The organism is Saccharomonospora glauca K62 (assembly GCF_000243395.2).
Lineage (GTDB): Bacteria > Actinomycetota > Actinomycetes > Mycobacteriales > Pseudonocardiaceae > Saccharomonospora > Saccharomonospora glauca.
This window is the reverse complement of the sequence record NZ_CM001484.1, coordinates 388840-412885: the sequence shown is the minus strand read 5'-3', so window position 1 is coordinate 412885 and position 24046 is coordinate 388840. Positions and strand designations below refer to the sequence as shown.

General features: G+C 66.9%; 18 protein-coding genes. 5 read left to right on the top strand and 13 right to left on the bottom strand.

What is annotated here, in order from left to right; all coding sequences use genetic code 11:
- Nucleotides 1–184: 184 nt before the first annotated feature.
- The 3 genes from fusA to rpsL all read right to left on the bottom strand — a co-directional run bounded on the left by fusA (nucleotide 185) and on the right by rpsL (nucleotide 3225).
- A complete protein-coding gene (gene fusA, locus SACGLDRAFT_RS02075) occupies nucleotides 185–2287 on the bottom strand; it encodes an elongation factor G (protein ID WP_005461349.1) in 2103 nt (700 codons plus the stop codon).
- Nucleotides 2288–2380: 93 nt separating this feature from the next.
- Nucleotides 2381–2851 (bottom strand): 30S ribosomal protein S7, encoded by a 471-nt coding sequence (rpsG, locus tag SACGLDRAFT_RS02070; RefSeq protein ID WP_005461347.1) that lies wholly within the window; start codon nucleotides 2849–2851, stop codon nucleotides 2381–2383.
- Nucleotides 2851–3225 (bottom strand): 30S ribosomal protein S12, encoded by a 375-nt coding sequence (gene rpsL, locus SACGLDRAFT_RS02065; RefSeq protein ID WP_005443238.1) that lies wholly within the window; start codon nucleotides 3223–3225, stop codon nucleotides 2851–2853. Before rpsL ends, rpsG begins: the two co-directional genes overlap by 1 nt.
- A gap of 472 nt (nucleotides 3226–3697) precedes the next feature.
- On the opposite strand from rpsL, the gene SACGLDRAFT_RS02060 reads away from it, so the two are divergent.
- The 5 genes from SACGLDRAFT_RS02060 to SACGLDRAFT_RS02040 all read left to right on the top strand — a co-directional run bounded on the left by SACGLDRAFT_RS02060 (nucleotide 3698) and on the right by SACGLDRAFT_RS02040 (nucleotide 7941).
- Nucleotides 3698–4279 carry a YbaB/EbfC family nucleoid-associated protein gene (locus SACGLDRAFT_RS02060; RefSeq protein ID WP_040919507.1) on the top strand — a complete coding sequence of 194 codons (582 nt, stop codon included), beginning with the start codon at nucleotides 3698–3700 and terminating at the stop codon, nucleotides 4277–4279.
- A gap of 386 nt (nucleotides 4280–4665) precedes the next feature.
- Complete coding sequence (locus SACGLDRAFT_RS02055) at nucleotides 4666–5532, top strand: hypothetical protein (protein WP_005461344.1); 867 nt, start codon at nucleotides 4666–4668, stop codon at nucleotides 5530–5532.
- 160 nt (nucleotides 5533–5692) lie between these two features.
- The gene (locus SACGLDRAFT_RS02050) at nucleotides 5693–6385 is read left to right on the top strand and encodes a hypothetical protein (protein WP_005461343.1); all 693 of its coding nucleotides are present in this window, start codon (nucleotides 5693–5695) and stop codon (nucleotides 6383–6385) included.
- A 27-nt stretch (nucleotides 6386–6412) separates the two neighbouring features.
- Nucleotides 6413–6763 (top strand): RNA methyltransferase, encoded by a 351-nt coding sequence (locus tag SACGLDRAFT_RS02045; protein WP_005461342.1) that lies wholly within the window; start codon nucleotides 6413–6415, stop codon nucleotides 6761–6763.
- Between the two features lie 17 nt (nucleotides 6764–6780).
- The gene (locus SACGLDRAFT_RS02040) at nucleotides 6781–7941 is read left to right on the top strand and encodes a WXG100 family type VII secretion target (protein ID WP_005461341.1); all 1161 of its coding nucleotides are present in this window, start codon (nucleotides 6781–6783) and stop codon (nucleotides 7939–7941) included.
- Between the two features lie 7 nt (nucleotides 7942–7948).
- On the opposite strand, the gene SACGLDRAFT_RS02035 is transcribed toward SACGLDRAFT_RS02040, so the two are convergent.
- From SACGLDRAFT_RS02035 to SACGLDRAFT_RS01990, 10 genes are all read right to left on the bottom strand, one after another.
- Complete coding sequence (locus SACGLDRAFT_RS02035) at nucleotides 7949–8482, bottom strand: DinB family protein (protein ID WP_040918395.1); 534 nt, start codon at nucleotides 8480–8482, stop codon at nucleotides 7949–7951.
- A gap of 165 nt (nucleotides 8483–8647) precedes the next feature.
- Nucleotides 8648–12559 (bottom strand): DNA-directed RNA polymerase subunit beta', encoded by a 3912-nt coding sequence (locus SACGLDRAFT_RS02030; RefSeq protein ID WP_005461339.1) that lies wholly within the window; start codon nucleotides 12557–12559, stop codon nucleotides 8648–8650.
- A gap of 119 nt (nucleotides 12560–12678) precedes the next feature.
- Complete coding sequence (rpoB, locus tag SACGLDRAFT_RS02025) at nucleotides 12679–16170, bottom strand: DNA-directed RNA polymerase subunit beta (RefSeq protein WP_005461338.1); 3492 nt, start codon at nucleotides 16168–16170, stop codon at nucleotides 12679–12681.
- A 334-nt stretch (nucleotides 16171–16504) separates the two neighbouring features.
- Nucleotides 16505–17536, bottom strand: coding sequence for a hypothetical protein (locus SACGLDRAFT_RS02020; RefSeq protein ID WP_005461337.1), 1032 nt, complete (start codon nucleotides 17534–17536; stop codon nucleotides 16505–16507).
- Between the two features lie 61 nt (nucleotides 17537–17597).
- Entirely contained in the window at nucleotides 17598–18323 is a 726-nt protein-coding gene (locus SACGLDRAFT_RS02015) for a hypothetical protein (protein WP_005461336.1), read from the bottom strand.
- Nucleotides 18324–18382: 59 nt separating this feature from the next.
- Nucleotides 18383–19645 (bottom strand): MCE family protein, encoded by a 1263-nt coding sequence (locus SACGLDRAFT_RS02010; protein WP_005461334.1) that lies wholly within the window; start codon nucleotides 19643–19645, stop codon nucleotides 18383–18385.
- Entirely contained in the window at nucleotides 19645–20841 is a 1197-nt protein-coding gene (locus SACGLDRAFT_RS02005) for an MCE family protein (RefSeq protein WP_005461333.1), read from the bottom strand. Before SACGLDRAFT_RS02005 ends, SACGLDRAFT_RS02010 begins: the two co-directional genes overlap by 1 nt.
- A complete protein-coding gene (locus tag SACGLDRAFT_RS02000) occupies nucleotides 20838–22022 on the bottom strand; it encodes an MCE family protein (RefSeq protein ID WP_005461332.1) in 1185 nt (394 codons plus the stop codon). Before SACGLDRAFT_RS02000 ends, SACGLDRAFT_RS02005 begins: the two co-directional genes overlap by 4 nt.
- Nucleotides 22019–23005 (bottom strand): MCE family protein, encoded by a 987-nt coding sequence (locus SACGLDRAFT_RS01995; RefSeq protein ID WP_005461328.1) that lies wholly within the window; start codon nucleotides 23003–23005, stop codon nucleotides 22019–22021. Before SACGLDRAFT_RS01995 ends, SACGLDRAFT_RS02000 begins: the two co-directional genes overlap by 4 nt.
- A complete protein-coding gene (locus tag SACGLDRAFT_RS01990; RefSeq protein WP_005461327.1) occupies nucleotides 23002–24033 on the bottom strand; it encodes an MCE family protein in 1032 nt (343 codons plus the stop codon). Before SACGLDRAFT_RS01990 ends, SACGLDRAFT_RS01995 begins: the two co-directional genes overlap by 4 nt.
- Nucleotides 24034–24046: the final 13 nt, after the last annotated feature.

Sequence of the window (24046 nt, the reverse complement as noted above, 5' to 3'; positions counted from 1 at the left end):
GCCCGCGTTTGGGTGCTCCGGGTTCTTACTCCCCCGTCGCCACGGTGTCGGATCGAAGGTGTGGAATCCGTTCACCGTGCCGGTGCGGAAGACCCGCACCGACACCGTTCCCGGTCCCTTCGCCCTTCACGGACTTCACTGCTCGACTCCGAGATCGCTCGACTACGCGCTCAGCAGCGCGAGCTCACTCCCCCGTCGCCTTCGCGATGATCTCCTTCGCGACGTTCGACGGAACTTCCGCGTAGGAGTCGAAGACCATCGTGTAGTTGGCGCGACCCTGGGTCTTCGACCGCAGGTCGCCCACGTACCCGAACATCTCCGACAGAGGCACGAGCGCCTTGACGACGCGCGTACCGGCCCTCTCGTCCATGGCCTGGATCTGGCCACGACGGGAGTTCAGGTCGCCGATGACGTCACCCATGTAGTCCTCGGGCGTGGTCACCTCGACCGCCATCATCGGCTCCAGCAGTACCGGATTCGCCTTCTTCGCGGCTTCCTTGAGCGCCATGGAACCGGCGATCTTGAAGGCCATCTCCGACGAGTCGACTTCGTGGTACGCGCCGTCCAGCAGCGTGACCTTGAGCCCGACGAGCGGATAACCGGCCAGAACGCCGTACTGCATGGCGTCCTGCGCACCCTCGTCCACCGACGGGATGTACTCCTTCGGCACACGCCCACCGGTGACCTGGTTCTCGAACTCGTAGAGTGCGCCCTCCGCCGAAGTGGTGTCGAGCGGCTCGAGCTTGATGATCACCCGAGCGAACTGACCCGAACCACCGGTCTGCTTCTTGTGGGTGTACTCCAGCTTGTCGACCGTCTTGCGGATCGTCTCGCGGTAGGACACCTGAGGCTTACCGATGTTGGCCTCGACCTTGAAGTCGCTCTTCATCCGGTTGACGAGCACCTCAAGGTGAAGCTCACCCATACCCTCGATGATCGTCTGACCGGTGTCCTCGTCCTGGCTGACCCGGAAGGTCGGGTCCTCCTCGGCGAGCTTCTGGATCGCGGTCGACAGCTTCTCCTGGTCGGCCTTCGTCTTCGGCTCGATGGCCACCTTGATGACCGGCTCGGGGAAGCTCATCGACTCGAGGATGATCGGGTTCTGCGGGTCGGCGAGCGTGTCACCCGTGGTGGTGTCCTTCAGCCCCTGGACGGCGTAGATGTGGCCGGCCTGGGCCTCGTCGACCGGGTTCTCCTTGTTGGAGTGCATCTGGAAGAGCTTCCCGATGCGCTCCTTGCGGTCCTTGGTCGCGTTGACAACCTGGGTACCGGAGGAGATCTTGCCGGAGTAGACCCGGATGTAGGTGAGCTTGCCGAAGAACGGGTGCACCGCGATCTTGGAGACGAGCGCGGAGAACGGCTCATCGATCGAGGGCTTACGCGACGCCTCCTCACCACTGGGCAGCACACCCTGGACGGGCGGCATGTCCACCGGCGAGGGCAGGTAGTCGATCACGGCGTCGAGCATGGGCTGCACGCCCTTGTTCTTGAACGCCGAACCCGCCAGCACCGGGAAGGCCTCGCGGGCGATGGTGAGCTTGCGGATACCGGCCTTGATCTCGGCCTCCGTCAGCTCCTCACCACCGAGGTAGCGCTCCATCAGCTCGTCGTCGGCCTCGGCGACCGTCTCGATGAGCTTCTCGCGGTACTCCGCCGCCTTGTCGGCGAGGTCGGCCGGGATCTCCTCGACCTCGTAGTCCTCGCCCTTCTTGGTCTCGCCACGCCAGGTCAGCGCCTTCATGCGGACGAGGTCGACGACACCCTGGAAGTCACTCTCGGCGCCGATGGGAAGCTGGATGACCAGCGGCTTGGCGCCGAGGCGCTCCTCAATGGTGCCGACGGTGAAGTAGAAGTCCGCGCCGAGCTTGTCCATCTTGTTGACGAAGCAAATACGCGGAACGTCGTACTTGTCGGCCTGCCGCCAGACCTGCTCCGACTGAGGCTCGACGCCTTCCTTGCCGTCGAAGACGGCGACCGCACCGTCGAGAACACGCAGGGAGCGCTCCACCTCGACGGTGAAGTCGACGTGGCCGGGTGTGTCGATGATGTTGATCTGGTTGCCGTGCCAGAAGGTGGTGGTAGCAGCCGAGGTGATGGTGATACCCCGCTTCTGCTCCTCCTCCATCCAGTCCATCGTCGCCGAGCCGTCGTGGGTCTCGCCGAGCTTGTAGTTGATCCCGGTGTAGAACAGGATCCGCTCGGTGGTGGTGGTCTTACCGGCGTCGATGTGGGCCATGATGCCGATGTTGCGGACCTTGGTGAGGTCGGTCAGCACGTCACGTGCCACTTGATGTTCCCCTGTCTCGAACGTGGAACCCGGCATTGGCGCCGTCAATCGGACCGGGCCGACGGTGTTGCCTGAAGTTCACTGCTTCTTGGCTCACCAGCGGTAGTGAGCGAAGGCCTTGTTGGACTCGGCCATCTTGTGGGTGTCCTCGCGGCGCTTCACGCTGGCCCCGAGGCCGTTGCTCGCGTCGAGCAGCTCATTCTGGAGGCGTTCGATCATCGTCTTCTCGCGACGCTGACGCGCGTAGGTGACGATCCAACGCAGTGCAAGGGTGGTCGAGCGACCGGGCTTGACCTCGATCGGCACCTGGTAAGTGGCACCACCGACGCGCCGGCTCTTCACCTCAAGGGTGGGCCGCACGTTGTCGAGTGCACGCTTCAGCGTGACGACCGGGTCGGTGCCGGTCTTCTCACGCGCGCCCTCCAGTGCTCCGTAGACGATGCGCTCGGCGATCGAACGCTTGCCGTCCTGCAGCACCTTGTTCACCAACTGGGTGACAAGCGGAGATTGGTACACCGGATCAGCCGTCAACGGCCGCTTCGGGGCCGGACCCTTGCGGGGCATTAGCTCTTCTCCTTCTTCGCGCCGTACCGACTGCGCGCCTGCTTACGGTTCTTCACGCCCTGGGTGTCAAGCGAACCGCGGATGATCTTGTAGCGAACACCCGGCAAGTCCTTCACACGGCCGCCACGGACGAGCACCATCGAGTGCTCCTGAAGGTTGTGACCCTCACCGGGAATGTAGGCCGTGACCTCGATGCCGTTGCTCAGCTTCACGCGGGCGACCTTGCGCAGGGCCGAGTTCGGCTTCTTGGGCGTGGTCGTGTACACGCGGGTGCACACACCACGACGCTGCGGGCTTCCCTTGAGCGCCGCCGTCTTCTGCTTGGCAGCCTTGTCCTGGCGGCCCTTACGGACCAGCTGCTGGATCGTGGGCAATGGACCAGCCTTCTGTTGCGTCTACCTAGCTCTACGTTGTCTCCCCGGTCCCCGCGGTCGGGCGTGTCGGCCCGCTTTCGGGATCGATTAACGACCCCTCAACTTCCCATCGGGATTGCCGTGGAACTCCGCCTGACTCGACCGCGGACAGGCGCCGTAACGCCCAGCCGTGACCTGAAGGCACACGGAGGGCCCGACAGCGTGCCGGGCACGGTCGTCAAAGATACCCGCCCGCATTCAGGGCTACCACATCGGGGGTCGGCTACGACCGCCGGTGGGTATCCGACCGGGTGGCTTTGTTTTCACAGTCTACCTGACGTGGGCACATACGGTGGCGGTCCCGCTCTTTCGGGCCGGTCGTGAGTGACTTACGTCCAATCCGATCGGACCCGCCCCGCCTCCTTCGACCATCGTCCATGATTGATCACGCATCGTGGCCGAGTAAATGATCAAGGTAACGACGGAGGAACGGGTGTCAGCGGAGTTCGAACGACTGGTCGCGGAGTTCGAGCGATTCCAGTCGAAGATGAAGAAGGTCGACGATCAGCTCGCGAACGTGGGAAGAATGCAGAGCGAGATCGCGGCCATCGAAGCGTCCGCGTCGAACTCCGATCGCAGCGTGACCGTCGTGGCCGGGCCCGGAGGCGCGATCAAGGACATCCAGCTGACCGACCGGGCGCTCGCTCAGCAGCCGCAGGCTCTCGCCTCGGAGCTGATGTCGACCATCCAGCAGGCCGTGGCCGAGGCCGCCCGCCAGCAGGCCGGGATCGTCGACGAGCACGTGGCGGGCCTCGGGGTCACCGACCAGGTCCTGGAGACGCAGGCCCAGCTCTTCGGCACCTCGCCCGAGGCGCTGCGGGAGCGGATGGAACAGCAGCGTCCCACCAGGCAGCCGAGCCCGCCTCCCGAGGAGGAGTACCACGAGGACTACTCCCAGCAGGACTTCCTCGACGCCGACAGCGCCCCGCAAGCCCCCACGCCTCCCCCTTCGTCGAGCGGCGGCTCGGCCGGTGACGAGTTCCTCCGGAACCTCTTCGGCGAGGAAGGCCACTGACGTCGTTCCACGGCGCCTCGAAGGCCCCGACGACACGAACGTCGGGGCGATCGCGCCCGGTATCGGTCTCCCGCCGTCGAGAGCCGGGTTTGCCCGGCCGGGTGACCGGGCACCGACGCGGTCGTCACGAAAGGAACGGATCGTCGAGGTCGGGACGCCGGAAATGAGGCCGGGTCCGGCTCCCGGCGGAGCCGGACCGGGACGGCGGAGGGGCGAATCGGTCCGGCCTCGGCGTCGATCTCCCGTTGGTCGAACCCACCAAGTACGTCCACAGTGGAAATACATTTCCGGCGTCGGACCATTTTGTGACGCTCTTCGCGGGGTCGGTGGCGCGCCTGCCCGCGACACGGCTTCAATCACCTCACGGGACGGTGTGACCGCACGCCATGAACCCCTTGCTCGTCGTCGTCCTCGTTCTCTGCCCGGTCATTCCCCTGCTGGTGCTCCGGGTCCAGGCCCGCGGCCTGCGCCGCGATCGCCGCCGCCACCACGACGAGATGGCCCGGCTGGCCACGCTGACCGGTGGCCGGCTCAGTACTCCTCCCGCCGACACGGCACCCTGGTCGGCCCGTTTCAGACCCGCTTTCGAAAGCATCGTGACGGCGGGTCCCCTCGCCCGGATGACCGTGTTCTCCCCGCCCGAGTACCCGCACGCGACCGACTTCGTCCGACACGGTCGATCGGTACGGGTTTCGGAGGCGATGCTGGTGAAGCAGCGGTTCGCCGCCAGCAGGGGCGACTCCCACGTGCGTTGGGAATGCCGGATCGACGTTCCGGCTCCGACGTCACCGCGGATCGAGATCGGTCCGAACCGCTCCGCCGCCCCTCACCCCGAGAAGCTGCGACTCCCTTCGGAACTCACCCGGCATCTCGGTGTCGAAACGACCGATCCCCGGTTCGCCTCGCTCGTGCTCACCCCGGAAGCCGTTGACGCGCTGGTCCGGACCTGGGAGCACCTACCCGGTGTCGTTCGACTCGAAGGTGGCCTTCTGTTCCTGGTCACGGAGGGGGGACCGACGGCCGAACGGGTGTTGGCCGCCGTCGACGCCCTGATCGCCTTCCTGGGCCGGGTCCCGACGCACGCCTGGCCGCACGGCGAGCAGACCCCGGCGGGGCCACCCGCTGCCCTGTTCGACGCCGAGCCGCCACGGTCGGACCCTCTGGCTCGCCCGAGAGTGACGACAGTGGTCCTCGTGAGCGCCGGCGTCTTCCTGCTGACGGTCTTCTGCGTCGTGCTGGCGGTGTCGCTGTAACGGGGCCACACGGCCCCGCCCGGAGGAATCGCCGTCCCCTTCACCACGGGGATGCGCTCTGCGTGGAACACCACAACACCAAGTATCGAAAACGACACCCTCCGGGTTCGTCGGCGTGGTCTACTGAGCAACGCCGAGATCCCGTACCACGAAAGCCGCCATGCCAGACGACCCCGGAATCATCCTGCTCGTACTCATGGTCGTGGGCAGCCTAATTCTGCTCCCGTTCATGGGGAGGGGAGACCGCAAGCAGACCGCGGAGCTACAGGCCCGCCTCCACGAGTTCGCCCTCCAGGTGGGCGGCACCGAGTACCACGCCGACCAGCCGGCACGGCCCTCGTTCGGACACTTTCCGCAAAGCCTCAGGGAAAATCCCGACAAACCGTTTTTCTACGCGGTCGAATTCAAACATCGGGGTTTCAAGGTGCTCGCGTACGAGTATCGACGAGCGGGAAAGGACCCGAAAGGAAGGTCGGTCCTTCAATACAGCGCCACCGTCGAAATTCCCATCGCGCCCTGCCCGCTCCTCTGGATCGGCCACAAATGGGCGACCGACCTTATGTACAGGCACATCGTTCCCGGTCTCGCCATCAACAAGTTCCACCGACGCGTCGTGGTGGCCGCGCACGACCAACAGTTCGCCCGCTCCGTCGTCGATCTGGAGCTGCTCACCTGGATCTACGAACGGTTCGGTATGCCCGTCGGGCCGATCGTTCTCGAAAAGGGCGTCATGCATGCCAGAACCATCAAGGGAGTCCGGCTGGAGCCCGAAGCAATCATTCCGACCGCGGACGCGATGATCGATCTGCTCGCCAAGCTCCCGCCCGAGCTGAACCCGAACAACTCCCGCTGAACAGAATCCGATCTCGAGGAGGACACCATGACGCAGGGCGGCTTCAGAGTCCAGGTCAAGGCGCTACGGAATTACCGTGACGCGTTGGAGGACTTCAAGTCGCAGGCCGAGAAGTTCGGAGCCTTGGTGGACCGCGCCGACGTCGGTGACGAGTCCTGGGGACTCGTCGGATTGGCCACCAAAGGGGCCTACACCGAAGCGCTCGGGGAGCTTCGTGACCTCCTCGCGCGCATGCAGGAAGGGCTCAGCGTCACCGGCGAGAAGTTCAACAAGGCCGCGGATCTGTACGCGAGCAACGAGGATCACGGGGTCTTCCTGCTCGGCAGATACGAAGGCGAGATCGACAAGGTTGACGAGGCCCGGCCGGCCGGGGCCTAGAACGAGGAGGGGGACTCATGACCGAGGTCAACGACATCGCGGGCTCCATCGAGCTGTCGAGTGACAACAAGGAAACTGTCCTCGACATGGCGCTGGGCCTGGGGGCCCAGACACCCGTCGTCAAACATGTGATCAAGGGCTACGACACCGTCACCAACATCTGGCAGGGCCTGCCGGAGGACCCCGACGCCGCCGACATCATGATGCACGTGGGAAACGTGGCGGCCGACGCCGCCAGCTTCACCGCCGAATGCGCCCTGGAAGCGGGCGCGGCCGTGGCGGACCCCGTGAACTGGCTGGTCGAAAACGGCCTCGGCATGGTGCTCCACCTCGTCTCCCCCTTGCAGGACGCCCTGCACATGGTCTCGGGGGACGGTCCGGCGTTGAGCGCCGCCTCCGACGACTTCTCCGCGATCGGTGAGGGTCTCGTCGAGTACTCGAACGAATTCGTGCGGGTGGCCGACGAGACGCTCGCCGACTGGCAGGGCGAGGCGAGCAACGCCGCGCGCAACGCCCTCGCCGACTTCGCCAAGGGCATCGAGGGTGTGGCCACCAGCGCGGGTGGTGTGGCCCAGATCCTGAAGATCTCGTCGATGATCATGACGGTCGTCGAGGAGGTCATCAAGGCGATCATCACCGAGTTCGTCTCGTGGTTGATCTGGATCTGGATACCCGCGTTGGCGTCGTCGTGGGTGACCTTCGGTACCTCGGTCGCCACGGCGATGTCGGCCTCGGTGGCCAAGGCCGCGAGTGCGTTCTCGCGAGTCACCAGCAAGATGGGCAAGCTCGGCAAGCTGCTGGACAAGATCATCGAATTCTTCAAGAAGTTTGTCTCGAAGCTGGCCAAGCTCGGGGAGAGGCTCGGGGCCAAGCAGACGAACTACACCGAGCTCAAGGACGAGATGATCAAGAAGGTCGGTGAACTCGGTCGACGTGGTGCCTTGAAGGAGGCGGCCACCGAGTCGCTGAAGGCGGGTGGCTCCGCGGCCCTTTCCTCCATCGCCGGTATCGAATCGCCGAGCGACCTCAAGTCCTCTCCGCTCGAGGTGGGCAAAACCGTTCTCGACGCCTCCCGCACGATCAGGGACAACATCTCGGACGCCACCGACGCCGTCGACAAGGGCGACATCGGTTCGGGCGCCAGTGCGCAGGAGACCCGCGACCTGCTCGACATGTGAGGCAGGGTCACTTCCCCGCGGCCGGTACGCCGACGTCGTGGAGGTGGTGGACCACCTCGTGCGCGAAGTATCGGCTGAGGGTCTCCACTGTGAACCGAGTACCGTCCGAGCGTTTGCCGCCGCGTCGTATCGCGCCGTCCGGTAGCCGGTCGAGCCGGGTCGCGACTCGCTCGGCGGCGACGCTCAGGTCGGTGGCGACGAGCGACGGGTCCTGCTCGTTGTAGCGGCCCTCGACGGCGGCGCGGTCCTGATCCCACTCCGCGTAGGTCGGGTCCTCCTCGGTGAGCATCAGGACCAGCCGCTCGTCGAACACGCGGAGTACGTCACGGACGTGGCAGGCGTACTCCAGCGTGGACCACCGGTCCGGGCCCGGGCGGGTCCGCAGCCGCACGCCGGCACTCAGTAGGTCACACCACGTGGCCGCGTTGGCTCGCACCAGCGCGGATACGCCTTCCCGGTCGACGGTGTTCGAGTCGAAGCCGCACTCCGCGCAGGGCCGTTCCAGCACCCACGTCCAGTCCTCGGTGTCAGGTGTGATCACAAAAACGATCTTCGACGTCGGTCTGACATCCCACAAGCGTGGACCGCTGGACGGACGGTGCGGGGTCGAAAGTTCCCCCGAACGGCCGGTCGAAGTTCGCTCCGTCCCCGGACATGGGAAAGCCCCCGATCCACCGTGGTGGGTCGGGGGCTTTTCCGCGTTCGTCTACCGGAAGTCGCGACCGAAGTCGTAGTCGTCCAGCGGGACGGCGGCGCCGGTACCGGTACCGAACACGTCAGGCGTATAGTAGCCGTCGTCGTAGGACGGGATCGCGTACGCGGCGACCCTGGCCTCCTCGGTCGGCTGCACCTGGATGTTGCGGTACCGGTTGATGCCCGTACCGGCCGGGATCAACTTACCGATGATGACGTTCTCCTTGAGACCGATCAGCGCGTCGCTGCGGCCGTTGATGGCCGCGTCGGTGAGCACGCGGGTGGTCTCCTGGAACGAGGCCGCCGACAGCCACGAGTCCGTGGTCAGCGACGCCTTGGTGATACCCATCAGCACCGGACGACCGGAGGCGGGCTCGCCGCCCTCGGCCACCGCCTGCCGGTTGACCTGCTCGAACTTGGTGCGCTCGGGCAGCTCGCCGGGCAGGAACTCGGTCGAACCCGAATCGATGATCGTCACGCGGCGCAGCATCTGCCGCACGATGACCTCGATGTGCTTGTCGTGGATGGACACACCCTGGGCGCGGTACACCTTCTGGACCTCTTCCACCAGGTGCATCTGCGCCTCGCGGGGACCCATCACGCGCAGCACCTCGTGCGGGTCCGGCGTGCCCTCCAGCAGCGGCTGGCCGACCTTGACGTGGTCGCCGTCCGCCAGCGGGCCGTTCGGGCCGATGGCGAGTCGCTGCCGCTTCGACAGCTTGTCGAAGACGATCTCCTCGCTGCCGTCGTCGGGGATGAGCGTGATCTTCCAGAACCGCTCGCTCTCCTCGATGCGCACGCGGCCGTCGACGTCGGCGATGGGCGCCTTGCCCTTCGGGACGCGGGCCTCGAACAGCTCGGTGACACGCGGCAGACCTGTGGTGATGTCGTCACCGGCGACACCACCCTGGTGGAACGTACGCATGGTCAGCTGCGTACCCGGCTCACCGATCGACTGGGCGGCGACGATACCGACGGCCTCGCCGACGTCCACCAGCTTGCCGGTGGCCATCGACCGGCCGTAGCAGGTGGCGCAGACACCCATCGCCGACTCGCAGGTCAGGACGCTGCGGACCTTGACCTTGCTGATGCCGGCCTGGATGAGCCGCTCGATGGCGGGGTCACCGAGGTCGTCACCCGCGTTGAGCACCACGTTGCCCTGCGCGTCCACCGCGTCGGCGGCGAGGTTGCGGGCGTAGACGCTGGTCTCGACGTGCTCGGCCCGCACCAGGCGGCCGTCGGGCAGCTCGTCGGCGACCGTCATCGTGATGCCGCGGCTGGTGCCACAGTCGGTCTCGCGCACGATGACGTCCTGTGACACGTCCACCAGACGACGGGTGAGGTAACCCGAGTCGGCGGTACGCAGAGCGGTGTCGGCCAGACCCTTACGGGCACCGTGCGTGGCGATGAAGTACTCCGCCACCGACAGGCCCTCACGGAAGTTGGACTTGATCGGCCGCGGGATGTACTCACCCTTCGGGTTGGACACCAGACCACGCATACCGGCCAGCGACCGCACCTGGGTCATGTTGCCCGCCGCACCCGACTTCACGATCATCGCGATCGGGTTGTCGTCGGAGAGGTTCTCCTCCATCGCCTTGGCGACGTCCTCGGTCGCCTGGCTCCACACCTTGACGAGCTCGTTGTTGCGCTCGGCGTGGGAGAGCTGACCACGCTGGTAGCGCTTCTCCACCTGCGCGGCCTTGGCCTCGTACTGGTCGAGGATTTCCTTCTTCTGCGGCGGCACCTGGACGTCGGAGATGGCGACCGTGACGCCGGAGCGGGTCGCCCAGTGGAAGCCGGCGTCCTTGAGGGCGTCGAGCGTCTGCGCGACCTGCGTCATCGAGTAGCGTTCCGCGAGGTCGTTGACGATCGCGGCCTGCCGCTTCTTCGGCAGGGGCTCGTTGACGAACGGGTAGTCCGCGGGCAGCAGGTCGTTGAACAGCACCCGGCCGAGCGTGGTCTCGGCGAGCCACGGCTGGCCCGGCTCCCAACCCTGCTCGCGCAGAGCCGCTTCCTGCTCCTTGTTCGGCTGCCGGTCGCGGATGCGGATCTTGACCGGGGCGTGCAGCGAGAGCTGCTTGCGGTCGTAGGCCATGATCGCCTCGGCGGGCGACGAGTAGGCCGTGCCGGCGCCCTGGGCGTTCTCGTCGAGCTTCGTGAGGTGGAACAGACCGGTCACCATGTCCAGACGCGGCATGGCGAGCGGACGACCCGACGCGGGCGACAGGATGTTGTTCGCCGACAGCATCAGGATGCGCGCCTCGGCCTGCGCCTCGGCCGACAGCGGCAGGTGCACCGCCATCTGGTCACCGTCGAAGTCGGCGTTGAACGCCTCACACACCAGCGGGTGCAGCTGGATGGCCTTGCCTTCCACGAGCTGCGGCTCGAACGCCTGGATACCGAGGCGGTGCAGCGTCGGAGCACGGTTGAGCAGCACGGGGTGGCCGTTGATGACCTCTTCCAGCACGTCCCACACCTGCGGGCGGGCCCGCTCGACCATGCGCTTGGCCGACTTGATGTTCTGGGCGTGGTTGAGGTCCACCAGCCGCTTCATCACGAAGGGCTTGAACAGCTCCAGCGCCATGTCCTTCGGCAGACCGCACTGGTGCAGCTTGAGCTGCGGACCCACGATGATGACCGAACGGCCCGAGTAGTCGACACGCTTACCGAGCAGGTTCTGACGGAAGCGGCCCTGCTTGCCCTTGAGCAGGTCGGACAGCGACTTCAGCGGCCGGTTGCCCGGACCGGTCACCGGACGACCACGACGGCCGTTGTCGAACAGCGCGTCAACGGCCTCCTGCAGCATCCGCTTCTCGTTGTTGACGATGATCTCGGGCGCGCCGAGGTCGATCAGTCGCTTGAGACGGTTGTTGCGGTTGATGACGCGGCGGTACAGGTCGTTGAGGTCCGACGTGGCGAACCGGCCACCGTCGAGCTGCACCATCGGACGCAGCTCCGGCGGGATCACCGGGATCGCGTCCAGCACCATGCCGCGCGGGTCGTTGCCGGTGGACTGGAAGGCCGCCACGACCTTCAGCCGCTTCAGCGCCCGCAGCTTCTTCTGGCCCTTGCCGGTGCGGATGGTCTCGCGCAGCGCCTCCGCCTCGGCGTCGACGTCGAACTCGCTGGCCAGCTTCTGGATGGCCTCGGCGCCCATGCCGCCGGTGAAGTACTCGCCGTAGCGGTCGTAGAGCTCACGGTAGAGCTGCTCGTCGACGATGAGCTGACGCGGCTCCAGCTTGGTGAAGGTCGTCCAGACCTCCTCCAGGCGGTCCAGCTCCCGCTGGGCGCGGTCGCGGATCTGCCGCATCTCGCGCTCGCCGCTCTCCTTCACCTTGCGGCGCACGTCGGCCTTGGCGCCCTCGGCCTCCAGGGCGGCGAGGTCGGCCTCGAGCTTCTGCGCACGCTGCTCGATCTCGGCGTCGCGGCGGGACTCGATGGTCTTCCGCTCGACGCTGATCTCGTTCTCCAGCGTGGGCAGGTCGTTGTGCCGCATTTCCGTGTTCACGCTGGTGATCACGTACGCGGCGAAGTAGATGATCTTTTCGAGGTCCTTCGGCGCCAGGTCGAGCAGGTAGCCCAGGCGCGACGGAACACCCTTGAAGTACCAGATGTGGGTGACGGGAGCGGCCAGCTCGATGTGGCCCATCCGCTCGCGACGCACCTTGGCGCGGGTGACCTCGACACCACAGCGCTCACAGATGATGCCCTTGAAGCGGACGCGCTTGTACTTACCGCAGTAGCACTCCCAGTCGCGGGTGGGGCCGAAGATCTTCTCGCAGAAGAGCCCGTCCTTCTCCGGCTTGAGCGTGCGGTAGTTGATGGTCTCCGGCTTCTTGACCTCGCCGTAGGACCACTGACGGATGTCGTCGGCCGTGGCGAGACCGATCCGGAGCTCATCGAAGAAATTGACGTCCAGCACGTTCTTGCATCCCCTTGGGGTTCTTCTCGGGGGTCCGGGGTGCTTTCCCGACCCCATCGGATTAGAGGGGTTCGGCTACCCGGTGGGTCCGGTGCTCCCGGACCCACCGGGCGGCTGGGTCATTGCACGACGTCGTCCACGGAGGGCGACTCGTTGCGGGACAGGTTGATGCCGAGGTTGGCGGCCGCGCGTTCGAGGTCCTCGTCGTCGGAGTCGCGCATCTCGATGGCGGCTCCGTCGGTGGAGAGCACCTCCACGTTCAGGCACAGCGACTGAAGTTCCTTCAGCAGCACCTTGAACGACTCGGGGATGCCCGGCGACGGCATGTTCTCGCCCTTGACGATGGCCTCGTAGACCTTGACGCGGCCGACGACGTCGTCGGACTTGATCGTGAGCAGCTCCTGGAGGGTGTAGGCGGCGCCGTAGGCCTGCATGGCCCAGCACTCCATCTCACCGAAGCGCTGACCACCGAACTGCGCCTTACCACCCAGAGGCTGCTGCGTGATCATCGAGTACGGACCCGTGGACCGCGCGTGGATCTTGTCGTCCACCATGTGGTGCAGCTTCAGGATGTACATGTAGCCGACCGCCACGGGGTACGGGAACGGCTCACCGGTACGGCCGTCGAGCAGCGTCGCCTTGCCGTCCGAGTTGACCAGGCGGTCACCGTCGCGGTTGGGCTTGGCACAGCCGAGCAGCCCGGTGAGCTCGTGCTCCCGAGCACCGTCGAACACCGGCGTCGCGGTGTTCGTACCCGGCTCGACGTCCATCAGCTCCTCGGGGAGGTTCTTCGCCCACTCGGGGTTGCCCTCGACCTTCCAGCCCTGGGAGGCCAGCCAGCCCAGGTGGAGTTCGAGGATCTGCCCGATGTTCATACGCCGCGGCACACCGTGGGTGTTCAGCACGACGTCCACCGGGGTGCCGTCCTCCAGGAACGGCATGTCCTCCACCGGCAGGATCTTGCCGATGACGCCCTTGTTACCGTGCCGACCCGCGAGCTTGTCGCCGTCCTGGATCTTGCTCTTCTTGGCGACGTAGACGCGGACGAGCTCGTTAACGCCGGGGGGCAGCTCGTCGTCGTTCTCGCGGGAGAACACGCGGACACCGATGACCTTGCCGGTCTCGCCGTGCGGCACCTTCAGCGACGTGTCGCGGACCTCGCGAGCCTTCTCACCGAAGATGGCACGCAGCAGGCGCTCCTCCGGGGTCAGCTCGGTCTCACCCTTGGGCGTGACCTTCCCGACCAGGATGTCGCCGTCGCGGACCTCCGCGCCGATCCGCACGATGCCGCGCTCGTCGAGGTCGGCCAGCACGTCCTCGGAGACGTTCGGGATGTCCCTGGTGATCTCCTCGGCACCGAGCTTGGTGTCGCGGGCGTCGATCTCGTGCTCCTCGATGTGGATCGACGTGAGCACGTCGTCCTGCACGAGCCGCTGCGAGATGACGATGGCGTCCTCGTAGTTGTGGCCCTCCCACGGCATGATCGCCACGAGGAGGTTCTTGCCGAGCGCCATCTCACCCTTGTCGGTGGACGGGCCGTCGGCGAGGACCTGGCCCTTCTCCACCCGGTCGCCCTCGTTGACGATGGGCCGGTGGTTGAAGCAGGTACCCGCATTGGTGCGGCGGAACTTGTACAGGCCGTACGTGCGGCGGGTGCCGTCGTCCTGCATGACCGTGATCATGTCGGCCGACAGCTCCTCGACCACGCCCGCTTCCTCGGCGATGATGACGTCGCCCGCGTCAACGGCGGCCCGCAGCTCCACGCCCGTGCCCACCAGCGGGGCCTCGCTACGCAGCAGCGGCACGGCCTGGCGCTGCATGTTGGCACCCATCAGGGCGCGGTTGGCGTCGTCGTGCTCGAGGAACGGGATCATGCCGGTCGCCACGGACACCATCTGCCGCGGCGACACGTCCATGTAGTCGATCTCCATCGGATCGAGCAGCTCGACCTCGCCGCCCTTCCGGCGACCCAGGACCTGGTCCTCGGCGAAGTAACCGTCCTCGGTCAGCGGCGCGTTGGCCTGCGCCTTGACGTAGCGGTCCTCCTCGTCGGCGGTCAGGTAGTGCACCTCGTCGGTGACCCGGCCGTCGACGACCTTCCGGTACGGGGTTTCGATGAACCCGAAGGGGTTAACCCTCGCGTAGGCCGACAGCGAGCCGATGAGACCGATGTTCGGACCTTCCGGCGTCTCGATCGGGCACATGCGGCCGTAGTGACTCGGGTGCACGTCGCGGACGTCCATGCCGGCGCGTTCACGGGACAGACCGCCGGGGCCGAGCGCCGAGAGACGGCGCTTGTGGGTCAGCCCGGACAGCGGATTGTTCTGGTCCATGAACTGCGAGAGCTGGGAGGTTCCGAAGAACTCCCGGATCGCCGCGACCACGGGGCGGATGTTGATCAGGGTCTGCGGCGTGATGGCCTCGACGTCCTGCGTGGTCATCCGCTCCCGGACGACGCGCTCCATACGGGAGAGACCGACCCGGATCTGGTTCTGGATCAGCTCACCCACGGTGCGCAGCCGCCGGTTACCGAAGTGGTCGATGTCGTCGGTCTCGACGGGCACCTCGACGTCGCCGACACGCATCGTCTCCTCACCCGCGTGCAGGCGGACCAGGTACTCGATGGTGGTGACGATGTCTTCCTCGGTGAGGGTGCCGTTGCCGTACGGCAGGTTGAGACCGAGCTTCTTGTTGATCTTGTAGCGGCCGACCTTGGCGAGGTCGTAGCGCTTGTCCTTGAAGAAGAGGTTCTCCACCAGGGCCTGGGCGCTCTCCTTCGTCGGGGGCTCGCCCGGCCGCAGCTTGCGGTGGATGTCGAGCAGCGCCTCGTCCTGGCTGGCCGTGTGGTCCTTCTCCAGGGTGGCGAGCAGCGTCTCGGAGAAGGAGAAGCGCTCGCGGATCTGCTCGGTGGTCCAGCCGAGGGCCTTCAGCAGAACCGTGACCGGCTGGCGACGCTTGCGGTCGATGCGGACGCCGACGGTGTCGCGCTTGTCGACGTCGAACTCCAGCCAGGCACCACGGCTCGGGATGATCTTGACGCTGAAGACGTCCTTGTCCGTGGACTTGTCGACCGTCTGGTCGAAGTACACACCCGGCGAACGGACGAGCTGCGACACCACGACGCGCTCGGTGCCGTTGATGATGAACGTGCCCTTGTCGGTCATCACGGGGAAGTCGCCCATGAAGACCGTCTGGCTCTTGATCTCACCGGTGTTGTTGTTGACGAACTCGGCGGTGACGAACAGCGGCGCCGCGTACGTCATGTCCTTGTCCTTGCACTCCTCGACGGAGGCCTTCACCTCGTCGAAGCGCGGATCGGAGAAGGACAGGGACATGGAGCCGGAGAAGTCCTCGATCGGGGAGATCTCGTTCAAGACCTCCTCGAGACCGCTGACCGGGTTCTCCTCACCCTCGTTGACGGCGCGTTCGTACCACGCCTCCGAGCCGGCGAACCATTCGAACGACCGGATTTGCACATCAAGCAGGTGCGGGGTGTCGAGCGGCTCGCGAATCTCCCCGAAAGAGACTCGCTTCGGTGCTCCTGGAACACCCGTTGACGGTCGATTCGAGTTGGTCGCAGCAGTGGCCTGATTCGCGGGAGAGACTGCCAAGATGCGTCCTTCCGGGGACATAGCTGGTTGAGCAGCCGCGCTAGCAACTCGTAACGCGGACTGTCAAGGGTGCGGTGTTGCCGACCATCCTAGCTACCGGACATGGGCAGCCTGAAAGTGGGCAGCGCAAAGAAGCAGTCTAGCCTGCCATAGGAGAGTTGTCGAGGGGGCCACCCGATCGTCCAGCGATCCGGGCCCCGCCTCGTTCTCGGAGCTCTCCTTCTCGTGTCCCCGGCCCGCCTCCCGCAAGGCGTGCCGTGTTGCCTGTAAGCGTGAACCCCCGAAGACTCTGAGTCAAGCGTCCTTCAGCGGTTGACCACCAGTTGGCGCAGCGTCAGTTACCCTCCGTCAAATCTTCTGCCTGCGACGACGGTGTTTCCGCCCCCGTTGGTGCCGTCCCCGATCGAGTATCGGGTTGATCAGCACCGTAGACGTCCAAGCCCGCGACCTTCCACGTGCCGTCCCGACGCTCGGCCTCGAACCACATGGCGGCGGGACCACCCATGGGCTGATCCTGACCGGCTCGGGTCGCCACTTGATCAACGTAGACCATGACCCTGGCGCGGTCACCATCTAGGAGTACCACAGCGCTCCGGACCGCCGTGGTGGTGACGACGATCTTCTGCTTCTGTGCTTCCCGTCGGTAGTCACCCATGAGCGCGTCATAGGTGCTCCGAACCTCCTCGTTGGCGAGGAAGCGGTCGGCGGCCTCCTTGGTGGCCTCCATATTTTGGTAGTTGACCGAGAACAGGCGTTGGGCGGCATCCTCCATCGCCTGCTTGACCTCGGCGGTCGCGGCCACGTCCACCATCGCCGTGTTGCCCGTCAGCCTCGTGACCTCGTCGTACTTCGTCTTGAAGAACACGGCGAGCCCCGCCAGGACGAGCGTGGCCGCCAGCAGAGCCGCCAGGACGGGGTAGCCGGTCCGGCGCGAGCGGGGAGCCGCCGCGGCCCCCTCCGAGTCCGGCTCGGCGCTTTCGTCGGCGGAGCCTCGAAGGGCGCGGGACGTGGTCGCCGCGGCGTTTTCGTCGGAGCCGCCGGCCTCCTCGGTGTCCGTGGGCCGTACCGTCCCCCGATCGCGTGTCTTGGGTCGCGGCCTCGGCCGGTCGCTCTCGGTCTCGCGGGGCCCCTCGTCCTCCGAGGGAGCGGGTGCGGAAGCGTCGGAGGACACCGACTCCGGCGCCCGCTCGGGACGGGGCTCGACCGCCTCCTCGGCCTCGGACGTGGTCTCGGCGGGTGAGCCGGTCTCCTCGGTGGGCTCCGGAACGCGCTTCGTCGGGGACGGCTTGCGCAGTCCGGCGACCTTGGGACGGCGGGTCGGGGTCGGCCGCTGCGCGGCGGGGATACGGCGCCGGGAGGGAGGCATTTCGGGATCTCCTGACTCAGGTCTCGTGCGCGGATGGTGTGGGAGAACGGGACGCCACGGGTCAGCCGCCGGCGCCGTAGCCGACCGGCGAGATGCCCGACACCTTCCACGGGTGGTCCTCGACGTCCCCCGCGCTCGGGTCGCGTTCGAGCTGCAACTGCATCCGCAGCGTCTTCGTCCCGGTGTCGTTCTCCTGGGTGACGGTGAGTTCGACCACGGCCAGGGCGAGCGCCTTGCCCTCGTGGACGTTGAGCTCCTCGACGGCCACGTCCGCCACGCGGGACTCCACCTCGGCCTTGGTCTTGCCGAGGAGGTCGCGGTACTCCTGCTCGGTCTCCTCGATCTCCTTCAACAGGTCCCCGGTGGCGATCTCCTTCTGCCCGCGGAAGTACTCGTCGGGATTCGTCGAGTCGAGCCCCGTGAACGCCACCACCGCCTTGCTCGTCGCCGCCACGACGGCTTCCCTGGCCTCGGCGATCCTCACGTCGTCGCTGCTCGCGGCGGTTTGCCACATCACCCCGCAGACCACCGCGACCACGAGCGCAGCCGAGGCCAGGGCGGCGGCCCCGAACACGAGCGCCCGAGGTGGCCCGGACCGCTTCGGGCGCCGAACCTCGGACCGGCCGTCCGGGCCCTCTGCGTCCGCCTCCTCGTCCGGGCTCTCCTCGTCCGGCTCGGGGGTGCGCTCACGCGCCTCGGTGTCGGCTTCGCTGTCGTCGTGCTCGGTGCCGGCGGACGGACGAGTCTCCTGCTCGTCCGGTTCCGGCCGCTGCTCGTCCGAACTCATGGCGCTCCAGACTGGATCGGGGTGGGTGTTGTCGCGGTGAACTCGTCGGTAATTCCTGGTCAGTCCTCCACGCCCACGAGCTGCCGCAGGCTGGTGATGGACACGGCGTCCTCCGTCACGCGGCCGAGCGCGTTCCGCCGCAGGAACTCCAGTTGTTCGGAGTCGCGGTTGCGGTGGGCCTGCACCTGCTGCTCGGTCGGCGCCACGGGAACGCCGTTGAACGGGGCGTTCTGCGAGCCGCGCACCGCGATGGGGCTGCCCTCGGGTTCGGCGCAGTAGGCGTCGGCGTACGGTTCGCGCTCGCTGGTCTCGTTGCCCGGCCGGTAGTCCTCTGGCGGACGGTACCCCTTCGTGCACGCGGGCGGGTTGAACAGGTTGAGCACGAGCCCGAGGTGGGCGGTGCCGTCGCCGGGCGTCACGCTGTACGCGCCCGCCGCGACGACGGGATAGCTGACGAAGGCCTGCTCCAGCCCGTCGAGCCGGGTGATGAGGACGTTGGACGTGGTCAGGAGGTTGGCCAGCACCGTGCTCAGGTTGTCACCGGATTCCGCGAGCACCTCGCTGACGGTGGTGGCCGCCGGTGGGGCGGTCCGGAGCAGTTCGCGGATGTCGCCGTCGGAGTCCTTCAGCGTCTGCGAGAGCTCCTTCAGGTCGGAGCTGAACGAGCGCATGTGCGTGCTCAGGTCGTTCTGGGTGCTCAGCACCGTGGTGCCGGACTCCAGCAGCCGCACCGTCTGCGGCAGGTACTCCCCCGCGACGCGGGTGAACTCGTCGGTGGCGTCCAGCAGCGCCTGGAGGTGCCGGCCGGTGCCGTTGAACGCCTCGTAGGACTCGTCGACCACCGTGCGCAACGACTCGGTGGGCACCGAGGAGGCGAGGCCGTCGAGGTCGGTGATGATCTCCTGGGCCGAGACCGGGGTGTCGACCTTCACGGCCCGGATGACGTCGCCGTCGGCGAGGTAGGGGCCTTCGTCGGTGACGGGCCGCAGGTCGACGTACTGTTCCCCGACCGCGGACCGGTTGGCGACGGCCGCGTGAAGTTTCTTCGGCACCGGCGGGGCGTCGGCGTCGATGAGCAGGGCCGCGGACAAGCCGTCGGCGGTGAGGCTGAGCTTGCCGACCTCGCCGATGTTGTAGCCGCGGTAGGTGACCTCCGCGCCGGTGAAGATGCCACCGGACTCGGACAGTTCGAGGTGAACGGTGTAGCCGCCGGAGCCGAACATCTTCTCGACGTCGGTGAAGCGCACCAGCGCGTAGCCGACGGCCAAGACCGAGACGACGAGGAAGACGACGAGTTGGATCTTCGTCTTGCGAACGAGCATCAGCGGTCACCTCCCACGATCTCGTCGATGAGGCCGCCGAGGCCGGCGCCGCCGTCACCGCCTTCGGTGTAGTCCTCGTCGCCCGGCAGCGGCAGCAACGACGACGTGTCCTCGGGGTCGGTCTCGCGCGGGTTGGTGAGGTCGCCGACGATCGGCAGGTTCTGCAACGGGTTCTGCCTGCTGCGGCCGAGGTTGGCGAGGATCTCCTTCAGGTTCAGGTCCAGTTCGAGGTAGAGGTTCATGTAGTCGCCCTTGACGCCCTCGGCCGCCGCGTCGGTGAACGGGTAAGTGAGCAGGAGCTCCAGGGCGTTGGGCAGGTCGGCCCCGGCCTCGGCGAGCTTGCGCAGCGTGGGCAGCAGGGCCTCGAGGTTGGCGACGAGGTCCTCCTGGCTCGCGTTGACGGTCTCGACGGCCACCTCGGACAGGTTGTCGAGCGCGCTCAGCATGTCGACGAGCTGGCCCCTCTGCCGTTCGAGGACCTCCAGGCCTGGACTCAGGTCCTCGACGGCGACGGCGATCTTGTCGCGTTGGGTGCTGAGGGTGGACGACAGCCGGTTGAGCGAGTCGAGTGCGGACGTGATGTCACTGGACTGCTCGTCGAGTGCCCTGACGAGTTCCTCCGCGTTCCGCAGCAGCGCCTTGACGTCGGGCGAGTTGCCCTTGAGGGCCGCGCCCAGCTCCCTGGTGATCGTGTTGAGCTGTTCCACCCCGCCGCCGTTGAGCAGCATGGACAGCGCACCGAGGACTTCCTCGACCTCGACGCTACGGTTGGTGCGCTCGACGGGGATGAGGTCACCGTCGGAGAGCCGTCCCGCGGCCGGGGTGTCCGTGCTCTCGGGGGGCGCGGCGAGTTCGACGTACTTCTCCCCGAGCAGGCTCGACTGGCGCAGGTTGGCGATGGCGCCCGCGGGCAGTTCGACGTCCCGGTTGACGGAGACCACCACCTCGGCCGTCCATCCGTCGTCGGCCAGCTTGATCTCCTCGACGGTGCCGACGGGCACCTCACCTACCCGGACGCCGGCCTGGGGGACGAGGTCGAGCACGTCGCGGAAGTGGATGCGAACCGTGTAGGGGTCGTCCCCGAGGTCCGCGCCGCCGGGGAGGGGGATGTCGTGGGCCCCGGAGAAACCGCATCCCCCGATCACGAGGAGCGTGGCGGCGCTCGCCGCGGCGAGGGCCGTGCGCAGTCGCCTCATCGCTGGCCTCCCGAGCTCGTGAGCTGTCCGACCAGCGGAAGCGGCAGTGGTGGCAGCTTGCCCTTGTTCAAGGCGTTCACCGACTCGGCCAGCGACGGCAGCTCCAGGACGCCGTCCAGGACCCCCGCCACGTCGGCACAGAGGTTGCCGAGCACGTCGAGCGCCTCGGGGGTCTGCCTGAGCAAGTTGCAGACCATGAGGATCGGCGGTTCGGTGAGTTCGTTCATGTTGGGCCGGGCGTCGAGGGTTCCCGATGCGGCGTTGTAGGTGTTGGCGAGGTTGCCGAGCGCGAGCGGCGCGATGTCGAGCGTCTCGGCCAGTGCCGCGCGCTGATCCACGAGCACCTGGGTGACGTCGGCCAGCTTGTCGACGTTCGACTTCACGCGCTCGCGGTTGTCGTTGATGAAGTCGTCGACGAGCGCGAGCGTGGTGCCGAGTTCGGACACCGTGGCCGCGAGGTTGTCGCGTTCGGCGGCGAGGAAGTCGCTGACGTCGGCGAGTTGCTCCTCGAACCGGCGCACCTGCCCGTCGCTCTCGGCGAGGGTCTCGGACAACTTCGCGAGGTTTTCGACGGTGACGAAGAGGTCCTCGGAGTTGCCGGAGAGGGTTCCCGCCGCCTGGCCGAGCTTGGTGATGGAGTCGTGCAGGGCCTTGCCGTTGCCGTCGAGGTTCGCCGCGGCGGTGTCGAGCAGGTCGGACAGCGAGCCGTCAGCGTTGGCGCCGTTCGGGCCGAGTGCCTCGGACACGCGGCTGAGGCTCTCGCCGAGTTCGTCGATCTCCAGCGGGACGGCGGTGCGGGACAACGGGATCACGGCGCCGTCGGCGAGTTCGTCGCCTCCGGTGTAGGCGGGGGTGAACTGCACGTAGCGGTCGGAGACCAGCGCGGGGGCGACGATGACGGCCTTGGCGTCGGCGGGGACGGCGACCTCGCGGTCGTAGACCATGTCGACCCGGACGCGGTCGCCCTCGGGCCGCACGGAGGTCACCTCCCCAACCTCGACGCCGAGGATCCGGACGCTGTTGCCCTCGTACAGGCCGATGGCCTCGGTGAAGTACGCGGTGACGCGTTTGGAGCCCGCGTCCTTCATGGTCCACCACAGGACGGTGGCCACGACCAGCCCGAGCACGCAGGCGACGGCGATGCCACGGGCGAGCTGCTGTCCGAGACGGGTGTCGGTCATCGCGCGTTGCACCCCTCTTCGTTCAACGGGCCGATGGAGGGCAGCAGCAGGCCGCAGATGTAGTTGTCGAACCAGCGACCGCTACCGATGGTGTTGTTGAAGACCCGCACGAACGGCGCGAAGTTCTCGATGCCCTCGGCCAGCGACTCCTGGTTGCGCTCCAACATGTCGGTGAGCTTGTCGAGCTGTTCGAGCACGGGGTCGAGTTGTTCGTCGTTGTCGTCCACGAGACCGCGTAGCTGTGCCGACAGCTCGCGGGTGCCGTTCAGCAGGGCGCGGATGGCCTCCTCGCGGGCGGACAGCTCCTCCAGCAGCGCGCTGCCGTCCTCGATGAGGGTGGCGAGTTCGTCGTCGCGGTCGGCCAGTGTCTGGCTGACCTGCCGGGTGCCGTCGAGCAGTTCGGCGAGCTGGGCGTCCCGCGAGGCGATGGTGTCGGACAGCTTGGAAAGGCCGTCCAGCGCTCCCCGCACGTCGTCCGGGGTGTCGGCGAACGTCTGCGACAGGACGTCGAAGCTGTGCGCGAGCTGGTCGACGTCGATCTCGTCCACCGTCTCGGAGAGCCCGCGGAACGCCTCGATCACGTCGTAGGGGGCGGCCGTGCGCTCCAGCGGAATGGTGTCGTCGGGGTCGAGGGTGTTCTCGCCCATGGGGTCGAGGGAGAGGTACTTCCGCCCCAGCAAGGTCTTGATCTTTATGGCGGCGGTGGTGCGGTCGCCGAGCCACGCGTCCGAGACCTTGAACGACACCAGGACCTTCGCGCCGTCGAGTTCGATGTCGGTGACCTCACCGACCTTCACGCCCGCGATGCGCACCTCGTCGTCGGGCTCCAGTCCCGCGGCCTCGCTGAACTCCGCGCGATAGGTGGTGCCGCCGCCGATCAGCGGCAGGTCGTCGGCGTTGAGGGCCGCGAGCGTGCCGAGCACCATCAACGTGATCCCGACGATCGCGATCGGCACGGGGTTGCGCTTGGAGAAACTAGTCATGACAGGCACCGACTCCGGTTGGCTGGCAGGAGCGGCAACGAGACCGGCCGGTCGCCGAGGCCGGTGATGCTGATGTTGCCCTTCGCTTCGCAGAGGAAGAAGTTCAGCCACGACCCGTAGTCCGCTGTGGACGCCAGCCTGCTGACCTTCCTCGGCAGGTACTGGATGAAGTGCTCGACGACTTCCTCGTGGTCGTTGAGGTTGCTCGCGAGGTCGCCGAGCGCGTCGATGTCCTCCCGCAGCGGCTCGCGGGCCTCCGCCAACAGGCCCGCCGTGGTGTTGGCGAGGTCGTCGATGGCATCGATCGCCTCGCCGATGGGCTCACGGTCGCTAGCGAGTCCCGACACGAACTTCTGCAACCTGCTGATGAGTTGTGACAGTTGCGGCGTGCGTTCGTTGAGCGTGTCCAGCACCAGGTTGAGGTTGTCGATCACCTCGCCGATGACCTCGTCCCGCTCGGCGATGGTGGTGGTGAGCGACGCGGTGTGGGAGAGCAGGCTCTCGACGGTGCCGCCCTCGCCCTGAAGGACCCGGATGATCTCGTAGGACAGCGTGTTCACGTCCTCGGGGGACAGTGCCCGGAACAACGGCTTGAAGCCGTTGAACAGCTCGGTGAGGTCGACGGCCGGGCGGGTGTTCTCCAGCGGGATGGTGCCGCCTTTCTCCAGGGTCCCCTCCGACGGTCCCTCACCGCGTTCCAGCGAGATGTACCGCTGGCCGACGAGGTTGCGGAACTTGATGACGGCGACGACGTTGTTCGGAAGCGTCCGGTTGCTGTCCAGTTCGAACTCGACCTCCGCGATCCGGCGGTCGACGATGCGGACGTCGGACACCTGTCCCACGCGCACGCCCGCGATGCGGACGTCGTCCCCCGGCAGCACCGACGTGGCGTCGGAGAAGCGCGCCTTGTAGGTGTCGGTGTCCGACGTGCTCACGTTCGCGATGCTGAACCCGAGCAGGGCCGTGAACACCACGGTGGTGACCACGAAGGCGCTGAGCTTCACCAGCGGCGCGGCGAGCCCCCTCACGCGATCACCTCCC